The organism is Kaistia adipata DSM 17808 (genome assembly GCF_000423225.1).
GTDB classification, from domain to species: domain Bacteria; phylum Pseudomonadota; class Alphaproteobacteria; order Rhizobiales; family Kaistiaceae; genus Kaistia; species Kaistia adipata.
Genome location: NZ_AUHO01000006.1, coordinates 892,888 through 911,159, shown reverse-complemented (window position 1 = coordinate 911,159; position 18,272 = coordinate 892,888). Strand labels below are relative to the sequence as shown.

Genomic DNA, 18,272 nt, shown 5'->3' with positions numbered 1-18,272 from the left:
GTCACTTGTACGAGATCTTGGCGTTCTCGCGCAGCTCCGCGACGAATTCCTTGCCGAGATTCTTGTTCTGCTCGGTGGCGAGCTTTTCCTCGATCTCGGCGCGAACGCCGGCCGTGCTACGGATTTCCTTGACGTCGCAGACGGCGATCACCTCGACGCCGCGCTCGGTCACGTCCGGCTTCAGCGTGCCTCCGACCGGGGTCGACTTCAGCGCGTCGCCAGCCGGGCCCTGGATCTGGGTGCTGTCGCGGCGGCCCATGTTGAGCACGACGACGCCCTTCAGCGCCTTGGCCTGGGCGAGGCTGGCGTCGCAGCCGCCGAAGCGCTTGCGGAAGGCCTCGGCCTCGCGCTGGCGCTGGCCGACATAGCCGGGCGACGAGCCCTTGGGAACGACGAAGACGATCTGCTGGAGCTTGAACTCCTTGATCGTGGCGTTCTCGGTCGAGATGCCTTCCTTCTGGATCTGCGCCTGAACGTCGGCCTCGCTGACCTTGACGCTGCGGGCGCGCGCCTTGATCACCATCGCGCCCGTCATCTGCGCGCGCAGGAAGCGGCGCAGGGAATCGGCCTGCACGCCCTGCGAGCCGAGCGCCTTGACGAACTGCGCCGGCGGCAGCTTGACCTGCTTGGCGATGCCGTTGAAGCGCTCGTCGACCATCGCGTCGGACACGTTCATGCCGCGCCGCTTCGCGACCTGGTCGAGCAGCGTCTCGTCGATGAGTTCGTCGAGCGCCTTCTTGTCGCCCGTCGGCTGGCGGAACAGCGTCATCAGCTTGACGCGCTGATTGACGTCATAGGACGTGATCGCCTGGTCGTTCACGGTGGCGCGCACCTTCGACTGGGCGAAGGCCCCGGCCGGAAGGCCGAGGCTGCCCAGGCTGATGCCGAGGGCGAGCGCGGGGAGGAAGAGAGACTTCAAACGCATGGCGTGATCCGAACCCTGTCAGATGCGGTGGGGCCGGGCTTCGGCGTGCCGAACCGGCCGTCCACCACGACGGCGAGTATTACGAAAGGGTAAACCCTGCAAATCCGGCGAAACCATGAAGATCAATTGTTGCTCGTCAGCTCGCCGACATCGCTGCGCAGCTTGGTGCCACCGAGGGTCCTCAGCTCGAGCCGGACCATCAGCTGCTTCGAGGTCTGCAGATCCGTGTAGTCGTCGCGGATCTCGCTATAGGCGATCGAGAACGTCGTGCACTCGTCGTCATAGGCGATGCCGAGGCCGCTCGAGGCCATCTGGTCGCCCTCGATGTCCCAGGCGACCGAGCCGAACACGCGCCAGGTGTCGGTCATCTGCCACGAGGCGCGGGCGCTGATCGTGTCGGTCCGCTCGTCATTGCCGATCGCCGGCTGCTCGCGCATGAACAGGTACGACGCCGAGGCGGTGACGTCGCCGAACTTGCCCGTCGCGGTGACTTCGGCGCGGTTGACGTCGAGATTGGCCTCGTCGAAGCGGCCGCGGGCCGCCAGGAAGTAGCCATAGCCGGTGTCGAGCGTGACGCCGGCGACGACGTCGGAGACGTCGGTCTCGAGGCCGGAGACGGCGCCGGTGGCGCTCAGGTCCTCGACGGCGAAGGAGTTCAGCCCCGCGACCTGGTAGGACTGGCCGACGACGCCCTGGATGGTCGCGACGGAGCCGACATTGGCGAGATAGCGGAAGCCGAGATTGACGCGTGTGCCGCCCTCGATCCGGTCGTAGCCGGAGAACTTGTCCCAGTCGAACAGGCTCGAATCGTCGAAGACGAGGCTCTGCGCGTCTTCGTTCGGCAGCTTGCCGGCCTTCGGCTCGTCGGGGCGCACGATCATCTGAGCGACCGGCTCGAACAGGAAGCTCGAGGAGAGGCCGGCCGCCATGATCGGCCAGCGCCATTCGAGGCCGACCGCCGGCATGCCGCGGAAGAACGAACCATTGTCGTCGAGACCGTTGATGATCTCGTCCTGGTTGGCATAGATCGCGTCGCCGCGCAGATAGCCGAACGGCTTGAAGACCATGCCAATCGGGCCAATCATGCTGCGCTGCCACGTCGCCTGGCTGCTCAGCCGGTTGTAGTTGCCGGCGAGGCCGAGAATGTGGGCGTCGTCGACCAACTCGCCGCCGACGACGCCCTGCGAGACCTCGATGCCTTGGCCTTGATCGTTGACGATGTCGGTTTCGTCGCGCGACAGGCTGGTCAGGTTCGACTTGATCGAGAGCTGGCCGCCGAGGATCGAGTCATCGAAGATGTAGCTGTGGTCGATGACCGGATGGACGATCGCCTGGCGACCTTGGTCGTACTTGATGTCCTCGTCGTTGGTCAGCACCTGGAAATAGAGCGCGCTCGCATTGAAATAGTTGCGGTCGCTGATGCCCGTCAGGTGAACCTTCGAGACGTTGATGTCGGTATCTTCCGACAGCAAATTGTAGTCGCGGCTGAAGGTGCGATCGCTCAGAAGCGTCGCGTCCCAGCCGAAGGTCCAGTAGCGGTTCAGGTAGAACTCGCCCTGGGTCTTGATGCCGCCGCGCCAGTCGCGCACGCCGGAATTGCGGGTGCCCGAATCGTAGAAATCGTCCGGGTTCAGCTGGTTGATGCCGGCCATGCGCAGCGAGTACTGGCCGTACTCCAGCCGATGGCGCCATTCGACATCCATCAGGAAGCCCTGATTGGTGTAGACGGCCGGCGCCAGCGTCAGGTCGTAATTGGGCGCGAGCGCCCAGAAATACGGCGTCTGCAGGAAGGCGCCCAGCGTCTTCTTGTAGCCGGCCGACGGGAACAGGAAGCCGCTCTTGCGCTTGACCGTCGGGTCCGGCGCCGAGAAGGCCGGGAAATAGGCGACCGGCATGCCCAGGAATTCAAGCTGCGCGCGCTTGAAATAGACCATGTGCTCGTTGTGGTCGACGATGATGCGTGCCGCCTTCACCTGCCAGATCGGCGCCTTTTCGGGCTTCTCGCGGCAGGGTTCGCAGGCGGTGTAGACGCCGCGATAGAAGGTGGTGGTCTTGCCCTGGTCGCGCAGCGCCTTTTCGGCGGCGAAATGGGTCTGCGTCGGCGTGTCGAGGCGCAGCGCCTCGACGAAGCCGGTGGCGAAGTCGTCGGTGATGTCGATCGTGTCGGCGGTCACGACGGCGCCGGTGCGGTCGACGATCTTCACGCGCCCTTCGGCGCGCATCTTCTTGTTCTTCTGGTCGTAGGAGACGCGGTCCGCCTCGAGCGTGTAGCCGTCATAGTAGATTTTGACCGCGCCGACCGCCGACACGGCGGCCTTGTCGTAGTCATAGACCAGCTGGTCGGACTCCAGCACCATCTGCGCGTTGTCGGCAGGGCGCGGCATCGAATCGATGCCGAAACCGAGCGTGCCCGGCTTCGCCTGGGCGAGGGCCTCGCCCGGGATCGCCACGCCGAATCCGACGACGCCGGCAAGCGCCAGCAAGCTCAGGCGCAGCGCGGCCAGCGAGCCGCCGCCTCGTCTTTTCCGGAGAACGGAAACAGCCATCATCCGTCCTCCCGGTGAAGAAGCACTGTGACACTCAACAGGATGGCAATGACAGCGGGAGTCCACGCGGCAATCATCGGTGACACGACGCCGCTCCTCCCCAACCCCCTCGCCAATTCCGTGACAACATAAAGCACGAAGCCCACTGCGACACCAGACAAAATCACCTGCCCGAGATCGCGAGAGCGGGAGAACCGGAGCGACACCGTCGCCGCCACGAAGACCATGGCGAGGAACAGCAACGGCTGCGCCAGCAGGGATTGGAACTGCATTTCGTACGCATCACTCGGAACAGCAGACTTTTTTGATATTTCAACAAGTTGCGGCAGAGACCAGAAGGAAACGGTCTCCGGGTCGGCCAGCCTCTGGCTGACCTGGTCGGCGTTAAGATCCGTCGGCAGCCGAACTTCCGGCTGCGGTGTCGGCCGACTGCCGGCCTGGATCACGGTGGCATCGCGAAACACCCAGTCGCCGTCTTCGAAGTCGGCCGTGGGCGCATCGATTCGACGGTCGAGCGTGCCGTTCGGCTTGAACACGAACGCCGAGACGTCGACGAGCGACAGACCCTGTTTCAGGCTCTCGCGGGCGCCGATGATCGAAGGGCCTTCGCCGCCCGTCTGCCGCATCCAGATCGGCCAGTCCGACCCCTCCGCCGAAGCGATGATCTCGGTGCCCGACGGAGCGGGCGGCGCGGCCGGCTCGTTCGCCGCAGCCTTGGCGCTCTCGATGCGGGTGCGCTCCTGGGCCAGCTGATTGCCCAGCAGGATCGAGCGTTCCTTGAGTTCGGTCGAGATCGGATTGAACACCGTGGTGGCGAAGACGCCGATCATGACCGCGACCAGGCCGGCCGGCAGCAGGAACTGCCAGGCCGAGACGCCGGCGGCCCGCGCCACCACAAGCTCCAGTTGTCGATTCGCCATGACGAAGCTCGCCATCGAGGCGAACAGGATCGTGAAGGGCAGGGCGCGCTCGATGACGTTCGGCACGCGCGCTAGCGAGACCAGCAGATACAGGAACGCGTCGAACCCTTCGCGCCGCGCGGCGCGGCGGGCGAGTTCCAGATAGTCGATGAAGGCCATCAGCACGAAAACGACCGTGAAGATGATCAACGCGGTCTTCAGGAAGCGGCGGCCGAAATAGAGGCTGAGCGTCGGGCTGCGGAACATGGCCTACATGCGCCCCCCGGTGGAGGGGCGCGGGCCGATCCGCAGCCGGCTGGCGATGCGCTGCACGAAATCCGACACCGCTCCGGCGATGCTGTCGGAAGCGGTCAGGCGGAAGGAGCTGTAGACGGCGACGAGCGACAACACGATGAAGCCGATCGGCAGCGCGTAGAGCGCGGGGATCAGGCGCGAGTCGTTGGCCGCGAGGCTGGCGAGGATGAGCCCGCCGATGCGCACGCTGGTCGCGAGCGCGATCGTGCCGAGCACGACCAGGCTGCGCCCCTGGCGGGTCGTCTGCGCCTGGCCCAGCGCCGCGACGGGCAGGATCGCGAAGAAGATGGCGTAGAGCGGCGCCGAGAAGCGATCGTGCAGTTCGGACAGGAAGCTGCCGGGACGCTTCTGATATTCCGGATCGTTCGGGTCGGGCGACATCAGGAAGGTCGTGCTGCGCTCGGCTGCCGTGTAGGCGGGCAGGGTGGTCTTGCTGCCGAAGGTCGACAGGTCGAACGCGTAGGATTCGAACTCGATGATCGACATCGAGGCATTGGTCTCGGACTTCTGCTGGATCGTGCCGTTCTGCATGATCAGGAAGGTGCCGAGCGGGTTCTTCAGCACGACGCCGCGATTGGCGATGTAGACCGAGGTCTGGTCGGCCTGGCGGCCGTCCTGGATGAAGATGCCTTCAAGCGTGCCGTCGGGCTTGCGGTCGCGGACATGGAACACCAGCCGGTTGCCGAGTTCCATGAACTGGCCTTCCTTGACGAAGCTGGTGATGAGGTCGGCGTTGATGCCGGTCAGAAGGCCGCGGAACGCCTGCAGCGAGCGCGGCACCAGATAGAGCGACATGGAGCCGACGATGATCGCGGTGATCAGGCCCATGACGAGCGCGGGCTTCAGTAGCCGCGTCTGCGAGGCGCCGCTGGCGTTGATGACGACCAGCTCCGAATCGGCGTTCAGCTGGTTGAAGGTGTAGATCGCGCCGATCAGCAGGGCGACAGGGCAGACGATCAGGAGCAGGCCGGGGAAGATGAGGCTCGACACGTGAAAGAACGTGCCGAAGTTCTGGCCCTTGCTCGTGATCAGGTCGAGTTCGCGCAAGGCCTGGCTGAGCCAAACCGTTCCGGACAGGCCGCAAAGGCTGAGCAGGAAGGCTGCCAGCATGCGGTTGAAGATGTAGCGCTCGATGAGCTTCATCTTGACGTCGTCGATCCTCGAACTCTGTACACCCCCCGTGTCAAAGACAGCCGTGCCCCTGGCTGCATCAATATGGCGGATCGAACCTCCTCGGCGTCCCGGTGATCGGGGTGGTCCATGGGTGGACCATTTGGGTGAATCAAACGCGAATGAACAGTGTTAATGAAGGGTGAATATCTACCGTGAAGCCCCAGCACTTGCCAGAGACGACCGTCACGGGACACACTGATCCCCTGCAAGGTGTGGCCGAACGCACGCACTTCCCGACCCAGACGGCGCCGCCCGGCGTCGCCCTCAGCTCTTGTCCCGCGAGCCCAAATGACCAGCAATCCTGTCGTTTCCTTCCACAAGACGACCACGAACGAGACGGGGACGCTTGTTGTCCTGACGGACGAAACGCTCGCGCTCGGTCCGGCCGCGCAGGCGCTCGGCGTCGCCGACCTGGTCCAGAAGGCCGCGGCGACCTCCGACTACAAGGGCAAGAGCCTGGCGATTCTCGACATTCTCGCGCCGGCCGGCCTGACCTTCGACCGGCTCGTCGTCGTGGGCCTCGGCAAGGCGCAGGAACTTGTGGAAGGCGACTGGTCGCGGCTCGGCGGCGCCATCATGGGCGCGCTGCGCAAGGCCGAGGCGGCGACCTTGCATTCGGAACGGCCGGACGGCATCGCGATCGCGGGCGAACAGCTGGCCGATATCGGCCTCGGCGCGGTGCTGCGCGCCTATTCGTTCGATCGCTACAAGAGCAAGGGCAAAAAGGGCAAGGACGAGGACAAGGCGCCCAAGCCGCCGGTGACGCTCGACATCGTCGCCGCCGAGGCCGGCAAGGCGAAGAAGGCGTGGGCAGGCCGCTCCGCCGTCGCCGACGGCGCCATCCTGGCGCGCGAGCTGGTCAACGAGCCGGCGAACGTGCTCGGCCCGGTCGAGTTCGCCGAGAAGGCGGCGGAGCTCGAGAAGCTCGGCGTGACGATCGAGACGCTGACCGAGAAGCAGATGAAGAAGCTCGGCATGCGCGCGCTGCTCGGCGTGGCCCAGGGTTCGAGCCGGCCGCCGCGCCTCGTTGCCATGCACTGGAACGGCAGCAAGGCCAAGGAAAAGCCCGTCGCCTTCGTCGGCAAGGGCGTCGTGTTCGATACCGGCGGCATCTCGATCAAGCCCGCTGGCGGCATGGAGGACATGAAGGGCGACATGGGCGGCGCCGCCGCCGTGGTCGGCCTGATGCACGCGCTCGCCGCGCGCAAGGCGAAGGCGAACGTCGTCGGCATCATCGGCCTCGTCGAGAACATGCCGGACGGCAACGCGCAGCGTCCCGGCGACATCGTGGCTGCCGCTTCGGGCGTCACCATCGAGATCATCAATACCGACGCGGAGGGCCGCCTCGTGCTGGCCGACGCGCTCTGGTACGCGCAGAAGACCTATGAGCCGAAGGTGATCGTCGATCTCGCGACGCTGACCGGCGCGATCATGGTTGCGCTCGGCAGCGACTATGCCGGCATGTTCGCCACCGACGACGCGCTGGCCGGCGCGCTGTCGAAGGCGGGCGAGGCGACCGGCGAGAAGGTCTGGCGCATGCCGCTCGGCCCGGCCTACGACAAGATGATCGAATCGAAGTTCGCCGACATCAAGAACACCGGCGGCCGCTATGGCGGCTCGATCACCGCGGCGCAGTTCCTGAAGCGCTTCGTCGACGACGGCGTCGCCTGGGCCCATCTCGACATCGCCGGCACCGCCATGGGGTCGCCGCAGACGGAAGTGAACCGCTCCTGGGCCTCGGGCTGGGGGGTGCGCATCCTGGACCGCCTCGTCGCCGACAATTACGAAGGCTGATCTGCTACAAGGCACGCGACCTCGATCGTCCCGAATGTCTCGGGGCGGTCTGGTCGGGTGAGAAGGCGCGATGACCGAGGTCCTGTTCTACCATCTGCAGAACCAGCCGCTCGAGGCGGTGCTGCCCGGGCTCCTGGAAAAGTGCCTGGAGCGTGACTGGCGCGTCGTCGTCGAGGCGCGCTCGGTCGAGCGCTGCGAGGCGCTCGACGCGCTGCTGTGGACTTACAACGACGAGAGCTTCCTGCCGCACGGCCTGTGGCGGGACGCCGACGCCGCGCAGCATCCCGTCCTGCTGACGCCCGAGGCCGACAATCCGAACGGCGCCAATGTCCGCTTTCTCGTCGATGGCGCGCCGGCCGGCGAACTCGACGGCTATCTGCGCGCCGTCCTGATGTTCGACGGCAACGACCCGGAAGCGCTCGACGCCGCCCGCGCCTCGTGGAAGCGGGTCAAGGCCGCCGGCCACGACGCGACCTACTGGCAGCAATCCGAACAGGGCCGCTGGCAGAAGAAGGCGTGAGGGGGCGGGCGTGAACGATTTCCGGGCGGAAGTAGCCGTCGTCATTGGCGCGCTGTCGTCAGCAACACGCTCGCCGTCATCCCGGCCTCCGAGCCGGGATCCATTCAGCCGGGTTGGCTGACTCGCGAACCTCACGAGCCTTTGGATGGATGCATGGATCCCTGCTTTCGCAGGGATGACGGCGGAGGGTTGGCGAACGGCGGAGCTTGGCTCTTCCTAGGCCGAGGAGGCGTCAGTCCGCCCCGACGGCCTCTTCGTATTCCGCCGACATCTCCAGCCAGGCCTCTTCCCGCTCGCCCAGCGCCTTGACGGCGTCGGAGCGCTGCTTGGCGTAGGTGGAGGCCTTGGCCGGGTCCTTGGTGTAGAGGGCGGGGTCGGCGAGCGCGGTGTCGAGCTTCTGAATCTCTTTCTGAAGCTTCTCCATCAAGGATTCGGTTTCCCTGATCTTTTTCCGCAGCGGCGCGAGCTCGCTGCGCCGCGCGGCGGACTCGCGCCGGCGGTCCTGCGCCGAGGTCTTGCTGGCCGCGTCGTCGTCGGATTTGGCCGAGGTGGTCTCCGGTCCCTTCACGATCAGCTTGCGATAATCGTCCATGTCGCCGTCGAAGGGCGACACGGTGCCGTTGGCAACCAGCAGCAGCCGGTCCACGGACGCCTCGATCAGGTGTCGGTCGTGGCTGATCAGGATGACGGCGCCGGGATAGTCGTTCAGCGCCTGGACGAGCGCTTCGCGGCTGTCGATGTCGAGATGGTTGGTCGGCTCGTCGAGGATCAGCAGGTTGGCGCCGCGGAAGGTCGCTAGGCCGAGCAGCAGGCGCGCCCGCTCGCCGCCCGAGAGCTCGCGCGCCGGCGTGTCCATCTTCGCGGTCGGGAAGCCCATGGCGCCGACGCGGGCGCGCAGCTGCGCCTCGGTCGCATCCGGCATCAGCGGGCGCACATGCTGCACGGCGGTCTCGGCCGGCCGCAAATCGTCGAGCTGGTGCTGGGCGAAGAAGGCGATGTCGAGCTTGTCGGCGCGGCGCATGGCGCCGCCGGCTGCGGCGAGCCGTCCGGCCAGCAGCTTGGCGAAGGTCGACTTGCCGTTGCCGTTGGCGCCGAGCAGGCCGATGCGGTCCTCGACATCGATGCGGATATCGAGCTTGCACAGGATCGGCTTGCCTTCCTCGTAGCCGACCGAGGCGTTGTCGAGCGCGATGATCGGCGGCGCCAGGATCTTGGCCGGTGGCGGGAAGGAGAACGGCGTGACGTGCTCGTCGACGATGCCGGCGATCGGTTGCATCTTCTCCAGCGCCTTCATGCGCGACTGCGCCTGGCGGGCCTTGGTGGCCTTGGCCCGGAAGCGGTCGACGAAGGCCTGCAGGTGCTTGCGTTGGTCGTCCTGCTTCTTCTTTAGCTTCAGCTGCAGCGCCTGCTTCTCGCGGCGCTGGCGGTCGAAGCTGTCATAGCCGCCGCGATAGGCGGTGAGCTTGCCTTGGTCGAGATGCACGATCATGTCGACGGCGCGATTGAGCAGGTCGCGGTCGTGGCTGATCAGGAACACGGTGTGCGGATAGCGCGCCACGTAGTTCTCGAGCCACATCGTGCCTTCGAGGTCGAGATAGTTGGTCGGCTCGTCGAGGAGCAGCAGGTCCGGCTCGGCGAACAGGACGGCGGCGAGCGCAACGCGCATGCGCCAGCCGCCGGAGAAGGCGGAGCAGGGGCGAAGCTGCGCCTCGGCGTCGAAGCCGAGGCCGGCGAGGATGGTGCCGGCCCGCGCCTCGGCGGCATGCGCGCCGATGTCGGTCAGGCGGATCTGGATCTCGGCGATGCGGTGCGGGTCGGTTGCGTGCTCGGCCTCGCTGAGCAGGGCGGCGCGCTCCTTGTCGGCAGCCAGCACGAATTCGATCAACGACTGTTCGGTGCCGGGCGCTTCCTGGGCCACCTGGCCGATGCGGACGCCGCGCGGCAGGCCGATCGAGCCGCTCTCCGGCGCGATCTCGCCGGTGACCAGCTTGAAGAGGGTGGTCTTGCCGGTACCGTTGCGGCCGACGAAGCCGGCCTTGACCCCGTCGGGCAGGGCAATGGTCGCCCCTTCGAGGAGCGTGCGACCGGCGATGCGATAGGTGACTTCGTTGACGTGCAGCATGACGGGCTATGTGCCGTGCCGCGCCGCCAGACGCAAGCGCGGCGCTGCCACAGTCGCTCAGCGACCGGCGATGTCGCGCAAAATCAGCTCGGCGTGGTAGCTCGCGAGCTCGTAGCAGAAGACCAGTTCGTTCTTCGCCGCGTCATAGTTGGAGGTCGCGGATCCGCAGCTCATCGCGCGGATGGTCGGCGCCGGCGACAGGGCAAAGTCGTTGGCGAGGCGGGCCGCGACCTCTTCCAGCACGCGGTTGTCGTGCAGGATCGTCACTTCCGCGATCTCGCCGCCCGTCGGCTCGTCATAGCTGACGGCAATCGTGGTGGCAGGCGTTCCCGGCGCACGGGCGAGCGGCTTCAGCGCTTCGGTCCAGAGCGCCCGCTTCTGCTGGTAGCTCGTGGCGCAGGCCGTGCGAGCCGCCGGGGTCAGCGACGCCGCCTCGGCGACATCCGCGAAATCCTTGCTGTTCGCGCCGACCATATCGCAGACGATGTTGTTGGTGCGTTCGGCGTCGAGGGCGTGCCGGTCGGAGAGGCCGATCGCCTCCGGCTGTGCCGAGGCGGTCAGATGATTCGAGAGCATCCAGCTGTCGATGGCGTCGACCAGGGTCTGGTCACCGGCGCCGGTGCGCGGCTCGAGCAGCGTCAGCACGGCGAAATCGTCCGCCGCCTGCTCGCCGCCGTCCATGCGCACGCCGTAGCGCTGCATCATCATGTGTCCGGCTTGGTGGTAGAGCGCGTAGACGGCATTGCCGACGACGAAGTCGACCACCTCGGCGAGATGCGCATCCGAGATGTCCTGCGGCGGCTCAGCCTCGATCGTCGGGGTTGCTGCGTGCGCGACCGAGGTGGAGAGCGCAAGAGAGACAAGAAGGGGACGCAGCAACATGGAGACTCGCAGAAACTGAAACCATTCGTGCCGAAACGTGCGCCTCCGGTCCGGTTGAATCAAGCGACGGCAATCACACATCGCCGATATATTTATGTGACCGGTTGCGATGCCCGGCCCGGCGCGTTCCTGGCGTGCGCTAGCTAAGCCCCAGGCCGCTTTCGCGCTGGAACAGGATCAGGTCGAGGCTGGGGCAGGCGTCGCGTCCGGCGAGGCCGGTGAGGATCGCGGAGGCCTGGCCGCGATGATGGGTCTGGTGGTTGAAGAGATGGGCGAGGGCGGCCGCGCGCGGCTGGGTGATGTCGCGCGGATTGGTGATCGGCCGATAGATGAAATTGCCGGCGATCGCCGCCTCGTCGAGGCCGTCGACGAAGGCGACCAGGCGATCGTCCTGTTCGCCGCGCAATGTCGCGAGCGCCTGCAGATCTTCCGCGACGATCTCGTTCAGCTCGGTGTGAACCGGTCCGTCGCCGGCGAGGCGGCGCAGCCAGATGCGGTCGGTGACGAGGAGATGGTTGAGCGTGCCGCAGAGCGAGCCGAAGAAGGCGCCGCGATCGGCGCGAAACTGCTCCGGAGGCAGGGCGCCGGCTGCGGCGTAGAGGCGCGCATTGGCCCAGCGATTATAGGCGGCGAACATCGCGAAATGCTGCTTCATGGCGCGGCTCCCTGATCCGTCGCGGAACTGTCGTGATCGTCGGGTCAGTATAGCTGACATTTTTGGACGAGAGCAGGCTCGCCGAAGGGCCGGCGCCCTTGCCCGTCCGGGGCAGCGAGGCTATACAGCGCCACCCAATTATCCAAACCGAAACGACAGAACAGGACCGAGAAATGGCGATTGAACGCACCTTTTCGATGATCAAGCCCGACGCCACCAAGCGCAACCTGACCGGCAAGATCACCGCCAAGCTGGAAGACGCCGGCCTGCGCGTCGTCGCCTCGAAGCGCGTCTGGATGTCCCGCGCCCAGGCCGAGGGCTTCTACGCCGTCCACAAGGAGCGTCCCTTCTTCGGCGAGCTGGTCGAGACGATGACGGCTGGCCCGACCATCGTGCAGGTCCTGGAAGGCGAGAACGCCATCCTGAAGAACCGCGAAGTCATGGGCGCCACCAACCCGGCCAACGCCGATGCCGGCACCATCCGCAAGGAATTCGCGCTGTCGATCGGCGAGAACTCGGTGCACGGTTCGGATGCCCCGGAGACCGCCGCCCAGGAGATCGCGTACTGGTTCTCGGGCGTCGAGATCGTCGGCTAATCGGCTGAACGATTTGAATTTCGAAATGGCCGGGCTCGTCCCGGCCATTTTTGTTTTGGCTCGCCTCTGCCCTTGGACGAGCAGGACATCGTCCTCAACATGCTGAGGGGCCCGAAGGGCCGTCTCGAAGCACGCACCGCGCCCAGTCTATCGATGTCTCGACGCGTGCATCTCCGCCCTGCGTCGTTCGAGACGGCTTGCTACGCAAGCCCCTCAGGATGATGGAAGCCTCAGCGCTGCATGACGGTCAGTTGGATGCGAAGCTCTCCTCGAGGCGAGGGGGAGTGCAGCCTCAGCTCAGCGGCGTGGCAACGACCTTGGCATAGGCGGGCCGGGCCTTGAGCCGCTCATACCAGGCGGCGAGATGGGGCAGGTCGGGCCGCTCGATCGGCATCGCGAACCAGGAATGGGCGAAGCAGCCGAGCGGGATGTCGCCCATGCCGAACGCGTCGCCGGAGAGATAGGGGCGCTCGGCCAGCGCCCGGTCGACCGTTGCGAGAAGCGCGCCGCATTTCTCGCGGCCGGCCTCGATCGCCGCCATGTCGCGCGCCTCGGGTGCCGTCCGCACCATGCCCCAGAACACCTCGCGGAAGGGCGCGGCGAAGCTCGACGTCGTCCAGTCCATCCAGCGGTCGGCGCTGGCGCGCTCCGCGACGTCGGGCGACCACAGCGTGCCCTCCGTATAGCGCGCGGCGAGATAGCGGACGATGGCGTTCGATTCCCAGAGCACGAAGTCGCCGTCGCGGATCGTTGGCACCAGGCCGTTCGGGTTCATGGCGCGATAGGCGGGATCGCCGGTGACGCCGAAGGCGCCGCCGGCCGGGATCGACTCGTAGGCGAGGCCGATCTCCTCGGCGCACCAGAGCACCTTCTTCACGTTGTTCGAGTTGTGGCGGCCCCAGATGGTCAGCATCGCAGTCTCCTTGCGCGCGCCGGTTCCGCCGTCGCGCCGGTGTCAGATCTCGTCGAGGAATTCGTCGTAGAAGCGGCGCAGGCGCTGCTGTCGCGTCGCGGCCAGGCGGGCGCCGGTTGCGGTCTGGAATCCGTCGGCGAGCTTGAACAGCTTGTTGTCGAAATGGTCGAGCGCGAAGCGCGCATCGGCCAGCGGTCGCGCCTCCGCCGCAGGATCGGCGGGGTCGTAGAGCGCACTGCCGAGCCGGCCGGCGACGTAGAAGCAGCGCGCGACGCCGATCATGCCGATCGCGTCGAGCCGGTCGGCATCCTGCAGGATGCGCGCCTCCAGCGTCTCGGGCGCTATACCGGCGGAAAAACTGTGCGCCTCGATCGCATGGGCGACGGCGGCGATCCGGTCGGCCGGCCAGTCGAGAACCGCGAGCACGTCCGACGCCTTGCGGGCGGCGAGGCGCGACGCCTGCGGCCGGAGCGGATCGTTCTTCTCGACCGTCACGCAGTCATGCAGCAGCACGGAAGCGGCGAGGATCGCGCTGTCGCCGCCTTCGCTAGCCTGGATCGCTGCGGCGTTGTTCCAGACGCGCTGCAGGTGGGCGATGTCGTGCGAGCCGTCATCCCCTTCCGTCGCATGTGGAAGGAGCTCAGCGGCCAGCGCTTCGTGCGGCGCGAAGGCCGGGCGGTCGGTCGTCATGTCGGGTCGGTCAATCGGCGTTGTTCCAGCGCTCTTCGGCCTCATCGTCGGAGGCCTTGGCGCCGACCCAGGCCACCGCGCCGGCGGCCGTGTGCTCCTTCTTCCAGAAGGGCGCATGGGTCTTCAGGAAATCCATGATGAACTCGGCGGATTCGAACGCGGCGTGGCGATGCTTCGAGGCGGTAACGACCAGCACGATGGTTTCGCCCGGCTTCACCTTGCCGTGCCGGTGCAGCACGGTGACGTCGGAGATTTCCCAGCGCTTGGCCGCCTGTTCGGCGATGCGCCTGACCTCGGTCTCGGCCATGCCGGGGTAGTGCTCGAGTTCCAGCGCCTCGAGCCGGCCGTCCTCGTCGCGGCAGAGACCCGTGAAGGTGACCACGGCGCCGATATCGCCCCGGCCCGCCGTCACCCGCTCGATCTCGGCCGTGATGTCGAGCGGCTCGGAAACGATGGCAACGCGGATCTGGGGCATGGCGACCTAGCCTCCGGTCATGGGGGGAAACAGGGCGACTTCGCGGACGCCGGCGATCGGCGTGTCGTGGTCGGCGTGGTCGTGGTCGAGCGCGACACGGATCGCGGCGGGCTCGGACAAGGCGTGATCATAGGCCTCGCCGCGCGTCCGCAGCCAGCCGAGCAGGTCGGTCACCGTGTCGACACCCCTAGGCGGCTCGACGACTTCCTCGGCCGTGCCGATCCGCTCGCGCACCCAGGCGAAATAGACGAGCTTCACGGCTCTTCCTCCAGGATGTGGCTGAGCCCGGCGCGGAAGTAGTCATAGCCCGTATAGAGCGTGACGAGCGCCGAGGCCCAGAGCAGGACGAGGCCAATCAGGGTCGTGTAGGGGAAGTAGACGTCGCCGGCGGGGCCGGCCAGCAGGAAGCTGATCGCCACCATCTGCAGCGCCGTCTTCCACTTGGCGAGGCGCGACACCGGCACGCTGACGCGCAGCTCCGCCAGGTATTCGCGCAGGCCCGAGACGAGGATCTCGCGCGACAGGATGATCAGCGCCGCCCAGAGCGACAGCCCGTCGATGGTGCGCTCGAAAACGAGTGCCAGCAGGCAGGCGGAAACGAGCAGCTTGTCGGCGATCGGGTCGAGCATTCGACCCAGCGAGGATTGCTGCTTCCAGATCCGCGCCAGATAGCCGTCGAGATAGTCGGTGATGCTGGCGACGATGAACAGCGCCAGCGCGATCCATCGCCAGGTGTCCTTGCCGCCGACGACGCAAAAGACGACGAGCGGGACGGCGAGAATGCGCCCGTAAGTCAGGATGTTCGGGAGCGACAGCAAAAGCGCCCGCTGTGGCCGTCTGACGCCGAAGGTGCGAAGTTCGCTCATATCAGTCCTAGAACCCTCACCCCTCATATTGCATTCAGGTCCGTTCCTGCCAAGGCATGGCGAGGCGTGCGACCATACTCGCTTGAGAAAATGACAAGACGTTGCGAGGCCGGGCCGGCATCGCGGGAATCGACGGCATGATAGCCATTCTAAACGGGGTTGCGCCATGGTATGCGGCCGGTTGCGCCAAGGTCATGCGCTTGGGGGGGAAGATGCGGGGTTGGATCGAACATTTCATCGGCGCCTGCCGTTGGTCGGCCTCGGGCGTCGCGATCCTGTTCAAGGGCGAGATGGCGGCCCGGATGGAGCTCGCCGCCGGTCTCGTCGCCCTCGCCTGGATTCTCTTTCTCGGCCGTTCGCTGGCCGAGATCGGCGTTTTCCTCATGCTCGCCTTCGCGACGCTGTCGGTCGAGGCGCTGAACACGGCGGTCGAGGAGATCGTCAATCGGGTTTCGCCGGAGCGGTCGGAGTTCGGGCGCCGGGCCAAGGACCTCGGCTCGGCCGCCGTGATGTTCATGCTGATCGCGACGGGGCTCTATGTGCTGATGCTGACGGTGGCGAGCCTGCTCGGCTCGTGACCGGCACGGGCGCCGCTTGGCAGGATGGGATCGTCCCGCTATGTGTGCCGGCGAATGCACCCGATCTGAAGGTTCGACCCATGACCGACACGCTGCCCGATCGCCTTTCCAACGACCCGAAGAGCCCTTTCCATGACGAGGCCCTGCTGGAGCGCGGCATCGGCATCCGCTTCAACGGCATCGAGAAGACGAATGTCGAGGAATATTGCGTCAGCGAGGGCTGGGTCCGCGTCGCGGCCGGCAAGGCGCGCGACCGCTTCGGCAATCCGCTGACGATCAAGCTGAAGGGCGTCGTCGAGCCCTATCTGCACGACGTCAAGGACGCCGAGTAGTCGCAAGGCGGCGCGGCCTCAGGCCGCGTCGTCCTCCGATCGCTTCGTCGTCTTGGCCCGTTCCTCGAGACCGTGGCCGAGCGCGACGCGCTCGTCGAAGACGAAGCATTCGCCCTGCCACAGGCTTTCCTCGGGCGGGATCGTCTCGAGATATTTGAGAATGCCGCCCTTCAGGTGGAATACCTCGGCGAAGCCCTGCGACAGCAGGTAGGAACTCGCCTTTTCGCAGCGTATGCCGCCGGTGCAGAACATGGCGACCTTCTTGTTGGTCGCGGGATCGAGCGAGCGGCTGACGAAATCGGGGAACTGCGAGAATTTCCGCGTCTCGGGATCGAGCGCGCCCTCGAACGTCCCCATTTTCACCTCGAAGCGGTTGCGCGTGTCCACGACGATGACGTCGGGATCGCGGATCAGCGCGTTCCAGTCTTCCGCCGCGACATAGGTGCCGACCTGCCGGGTCGGGTCGACCTGAGGCTGGGCGAGGGTGACGATCTCCTTCTTCGGCCGCACCTTGAGCCGTTTGAACGGCATTTCGACGGCGGTGGAGAACTTGAGTTCGAGATCACCGAGCCGGCCGTCGAAGAGCGGGCCGGTGGTGAGCGCCTCGATCAGCGCGTCGATCGCCTCGTCGGTTCCGGCGACGGTGCCGTTGATGCCTTCCGGCGCGAGCAGCAGCGTGCCGCGGATCCCCAGCGCTTCGCAGATCTCGAAGAGCGGAGCGCGCAGGGCCTCGTAATCGGGCAGGGCGGCGAACTGGTAGAGGGCGGCAACCTTGTATGTCATGCGGCGAGCCAATAGCACGGCGGATCGCCGCCGCAAATCTTCGAGAAAATGCGGCGGGCCCCCTCCAAATTCCTCGGAACGATTCCTATATCGGCCAGACGCGGGTCGTAGGGACCCGATTCATGCAGGGAGACGGACGGACTATGGCACTCGGCAAGCGCACACCGGCATTCTTGGCGATCCTGGGAATCGCCACGGCGATGAGCTTCGCTGTGATCGACGATGCCGATGCCCGGCGCGGTGGCAGCTTCGGCAGCCGCGGCAGCCGGACGTTCCAGTCCGCTCCGACCACACCGACGGCGCCGTCCGCGGCGCAGCCCATGCAGCGCTCGATGACGCAGCCGGGCCAGGCGACCAATGCCGCGGCCCCGGCCGCCGCGCAGGCCAAGCGTCCGGGCTTCCTCGGTGGCTTCGGCGGCGCGATGCTTGGAGGCCTGATGATGGGCGGCTTGATCGGCATGCTCATGGGCAACGGCCTCGGCGGCATGGCCGGCGCGCTCGGCTTCATCCTGCAGATCGCGCTGCTGGCGATCGCGGCGATGTTCCTCTTCCGGTTCTTCGCCAACCGCAATCGGCCGCAGACGGCTGGCGCCGGTCCGGCCGGCATGCCGCGCGGCATGACCCCGGATGCGCCGTCCCAGGCTCCGCCGCAGGCGGCACCGCGCAGTGGTCTCGGCAATCTGGGCGGCTTGGGCGCTGGCCTCGGCGGCTTCGGTGGCGGCGCCGCGAAGGCGCGCCCCGCCAATGCGATGAACGCCAATGACGAGGTCGGCATCACCGGGGACGATCTCGACAGCTTCCAGCGTCTGCTCACCGAGGTTCAGGGCGCCTTCGGCCGCGAAGATTATTCGGCGCTGCGCGAGCGCACGACGCCGGAGATCATGTCGTATCTCTCCGAGGAACTGAGCCAGAACGCCACCCAGGGCCAGCGCAACGACGTCACCGACGTGACGCTGCTGCAGGGCGATCTCGCCGAGGCCTGGAACGAGGGCGACACGGACTATGCTACCGTCGCCATGCGCTATGAGAGCCGCGACGTGATGCGCGACCGGGCGAGCGGCGCGGTTCTCTCGGGCGATGCCGATGCGCTGACCGAGACGACAGAACTGTGGACCTTCGCCCGCAAGGATGGCGGTCTCTGGAAGCTCTCCGCGATCCAGGAGATCTGATCGAATCCTGATCGCTCTTGCGATCGCGTGGAAATGTGT

19 protein-coding genes are annotated in these 18,272 nt (G+C 66.5%); 6 read left to right on the top strand and 13 right to left on the bottom strand.

Annotated features, from left to right (window positions below):
* Position 1: 1 nt before the first annotated feature.
* From G539_RS0104565 to lptF, 4 genes are all read right to left on the bottom strand, one after another.
* Positions 2 to 925: a SurA N-terminal domain-containing protein gene (locus G539_RS0104565; protein ID WP_029074152.1), complete on the bottom strand. Its 924-nt coding sequence runs from the start codon at positions 923 to 925 to the stop codon at positions 2 to 4.
* Between the two features lie 122 nt (positions 926 to 1,047).
* Complete coding sequence (locus tag G539_RS23670) at positions 1,048 to 3,471, bottom strand: LPS-assembly protein LptD (RefSeq protein ID WP_210162779.1); 2,424 nt, start codon at positions 3,469 to 3,471, stop codon at positions 1,048 to 1,050.
* Positions 3,471 to 4,637: an LptF/LptG family permease gene (locus G539_RS0104555; RefSeq protein ID WP_029074151.1), complete on the bottom strand. Its 1,167-nt coding sequence runs from the start codon at positions 4,635 to 4,637 to the stop codon at positions 3,471 to 3,473. The genes G539_RS23670 and G539_RS0104555 overlap by 1 nt, the downstream gene beginning before the upstream one ends.
* A gap of 3 nt (positions 4,638 to 4,640) precedes the next feature.
* Positions 4,641 to 5,828: an LPS export ABC transporter permease LptF gene (gene lptF / locus G539_RS0104550; protein ID WP_029074150.1), complete on the bottom strand. Its 1,188-nt coding sequence runs from the start codon at positions 5,826 to 5,828 to the stop codon at positions 4,641 to 4,643.
* A 318-nt stretch (positions 5,829 to 6,146) separates the two neighbouring features.
* Here lptF and G539_RS0104545 point away from each other — a divergent pair, with 318 nt between their 5' ends.
* Entirely contained in the window at positions 6,147 to 7,652 is a 1,506-nt protein-coding gene (locus G539_RS0104545; protein WP_029074149.1) for a leucyl aminopeptidase, read from the top strand.
* Positions 7,653 to 7,722: 70 nt separating this feature from the next.
* On the top strand, positions 7,723 to 8,172 hold the full coding sequence (locus tag G539_RS0104540) for a DNA polymerase III subunit chi (RefSeq protein ID WP_029074148.1): 450 nt from the start codon (positions 7,723 to 7,725) through the stop codon (positions 8,170 to 8,172).
* A gap of 232 nt (positions 8,173 to 8,404) precedes the next feature.
* Here the strand turns inward: G539_RS0104540 and G539_RS0104535 are convergent, their stop codons facing one another.
* The 3 genes from G539_RS0104535 to G539_RS0104525 form a co-directional block, all read right to left on the bottom strand.
* On the bottom strand, positions 8,405 to 10,294 hold the full coding sequence (locus tag G539_RS0104535) for an ABC-F family ATP-binding cassette domain-containing protein (RefSeq protein ID WP_029074147.1): 1,890 nt from the start codon (positions 10,292 to 10,294) through the stop codon (positions 8,405 to 8,407).
* Between the two features lie 57 nt (positions 10,295 to 10,351).
* Entirely contained in the window at positions 10,352 to 11,176 is an 825-nt protein-coding gene (locus G539_RS0104530) for a DUF4344 domain-containing metallopeptidase (RefSeq protein ID WP_029074146.1), read from the bottom strand.
* Between the two features lie 139 nt (positions 11,177 to 11,315).
* Entirely contained in the window at positions 11,316 to 11,831 is a 516-nt protein-coding gene (locus G539_RS0104525) for a DinB family protein (RefSeq protein ID WP_029074145.1), read from the bottom strand.
* 173 nt (positions 11,832 to 12,004) lie between these two features.
* Between G539_RS0104525 and ndk the strand changes: the two genes are divergently transcribed.
* Positions 12,005 to 12,427: a nucleoside-diphosphate kinase gene (ndk, locus tag G539_RS0104520; RefSeq protein ID WP_029074144.1), complete on the top strand. Its 423-nt coding sequence runs from the start codon at positions 12,005 to 12,007 to the stop codon at positions 12,425 to 12,427.
* 292 nt (positions 12,428 to 12,719) lie between these two features.
* On the opposite strand, the gene G539_RS0104515 is transcribed toward ndk, so the two are convergent.
* Genes G539_RS0104515 through pgsA form a run of 5 tightly spaced genes read right to left on the bottom strand, consistent with a single transcriptional unit; the run spans position 12,720 to position 15,371 of the window.
* On the bottom strand, positions 12,720 to 13,340 hold the full coding sequence (locus G539_RS0104515) for a glutathione S-transferase family protein (RefSeq protein WP_029074143.1): 621 nt from the start codon (positions 13,338 to 13,340) through the stop codon (positions 12,720 to 12,722).
* A gap of 42 nt (positions 13,341 to 13,382) precedes the next feature.
* Positions 13,383 to 14,030 carry an HD domain-containing protein gene (locus tag G539_RS0104510; protein ID WP_029074142.1) on the bottom strand — a complete coding sequence of 216 codons (648 nt, stop codon included), beginning with the start codon at positions 14,028 to 14,030 and terminating at the stop codon, positions 13,383 to 13,385.
* A 10-nt stretch (positions 14,031 to 14,040) separates the two neighbouring features.
* Complete coding sequence (locus G539_RS0104505) at positions 14,041 to 14,505, bottom strand: molybdenum cofactor biosynthesis protein MoaE (RefSeq protein WP_029074141.1); 465 nt, start codon at positions 14,503 to 14,505, stop codon at positions 14,041 to 14,043.
* 6 nt (positions 14,506 to 14,511) lie between these two features.
* Entirely contained in the window at positions 14,512 to 14,763 is a 252-nt protein-coding gene (gene moaD, locus G539_RS0104500) for a molybdopterin converting factor subunit 1 (protein ID WP_029074140.1), read from the bottom strand.
* Positions 14,760 to 15,371: a CDP-diacylglycerol--glycerol-3-phosphate 3-phosphatidyltransferase gene (gene pgsA / locus G539_RS0104495; RefSeq protein WP_051231074.1), complete on the bottom strand. Its 612-nt coding sequence runs from the start codon at positions 15,369 to 15,371 to the stop codon at positions 14,760 to 14,762. Before pgsA ends, moaD begins: the two co-directional genes overlap by 4 nt.
* Before the next feature lie 212 nt (positions 15,372 to 15,583).
* On the opposite strand from pgsA, the gene G539_RS0104490 reads away from it, so the two are divergent.
* Both G539_RS0104490 and G539_RS0104485 read left to right on the top strand, forming a co-directional pair.
* Positions 15,584 to 15,949 carry a diacylglycerol kinase gene (locus G539_RS0104490; protein ID WP_051231073.1) on the top strand — a complete coding sequence of 122 codons (366 nt, stop codon included), beginning with the start codon at positions 15,584 to 15,586 and terminating at the stop codon, positions 15,947 to 15,949.
* 80 nt (positions 15,950 to 16,029) lie between these two features.
* The gene (locus tag G539_RS0104485; RefSeq protein WP_029074137.1) at positions 16,030 to 16,281 is read left to right on the top strand and encodes a DUF3297 family protein; all 252 of its coding nucleotides are present in this window, start codon (positions 16,030 to 16,032) and stop codon (positions 16,279 to 16,281) included.
* A gap of 18 nt (positions 16,282 to 16,299) precedes the next feature.
* Here the strand turns inward: G539_RS0104485 and trhO are convergent, their stop codons facing one another.
* A complete protein-coding gene (gene trhO / locus G539_RS23665) occupies positions 16,300 to 17,064 on the bottom strand; it encodes an oxygen-dependent tRNA uridine(34) hydroxylase TrhO (RefSeq protein WP_035829983.1) in 765 nt (254 codons plus the stop codon).
* 143 nt (positions 17,065 to 17,207) lie between these two features.
* Here trhO and G539_RS0104475 point away from each other — a divergent pair, with 143 nt between their 5' ends.
* Entirely contained in the window at positions 17,208 to 18,233 is a 1,026-nt protein-coding gene (locus tag G539_RS0104475; protein ID WP_029074136.1) for a Tim44 domain-containing protein, read from the top strand.
* Positions 18,234 to 18,272: the final 39 nt, after the last annotated feature.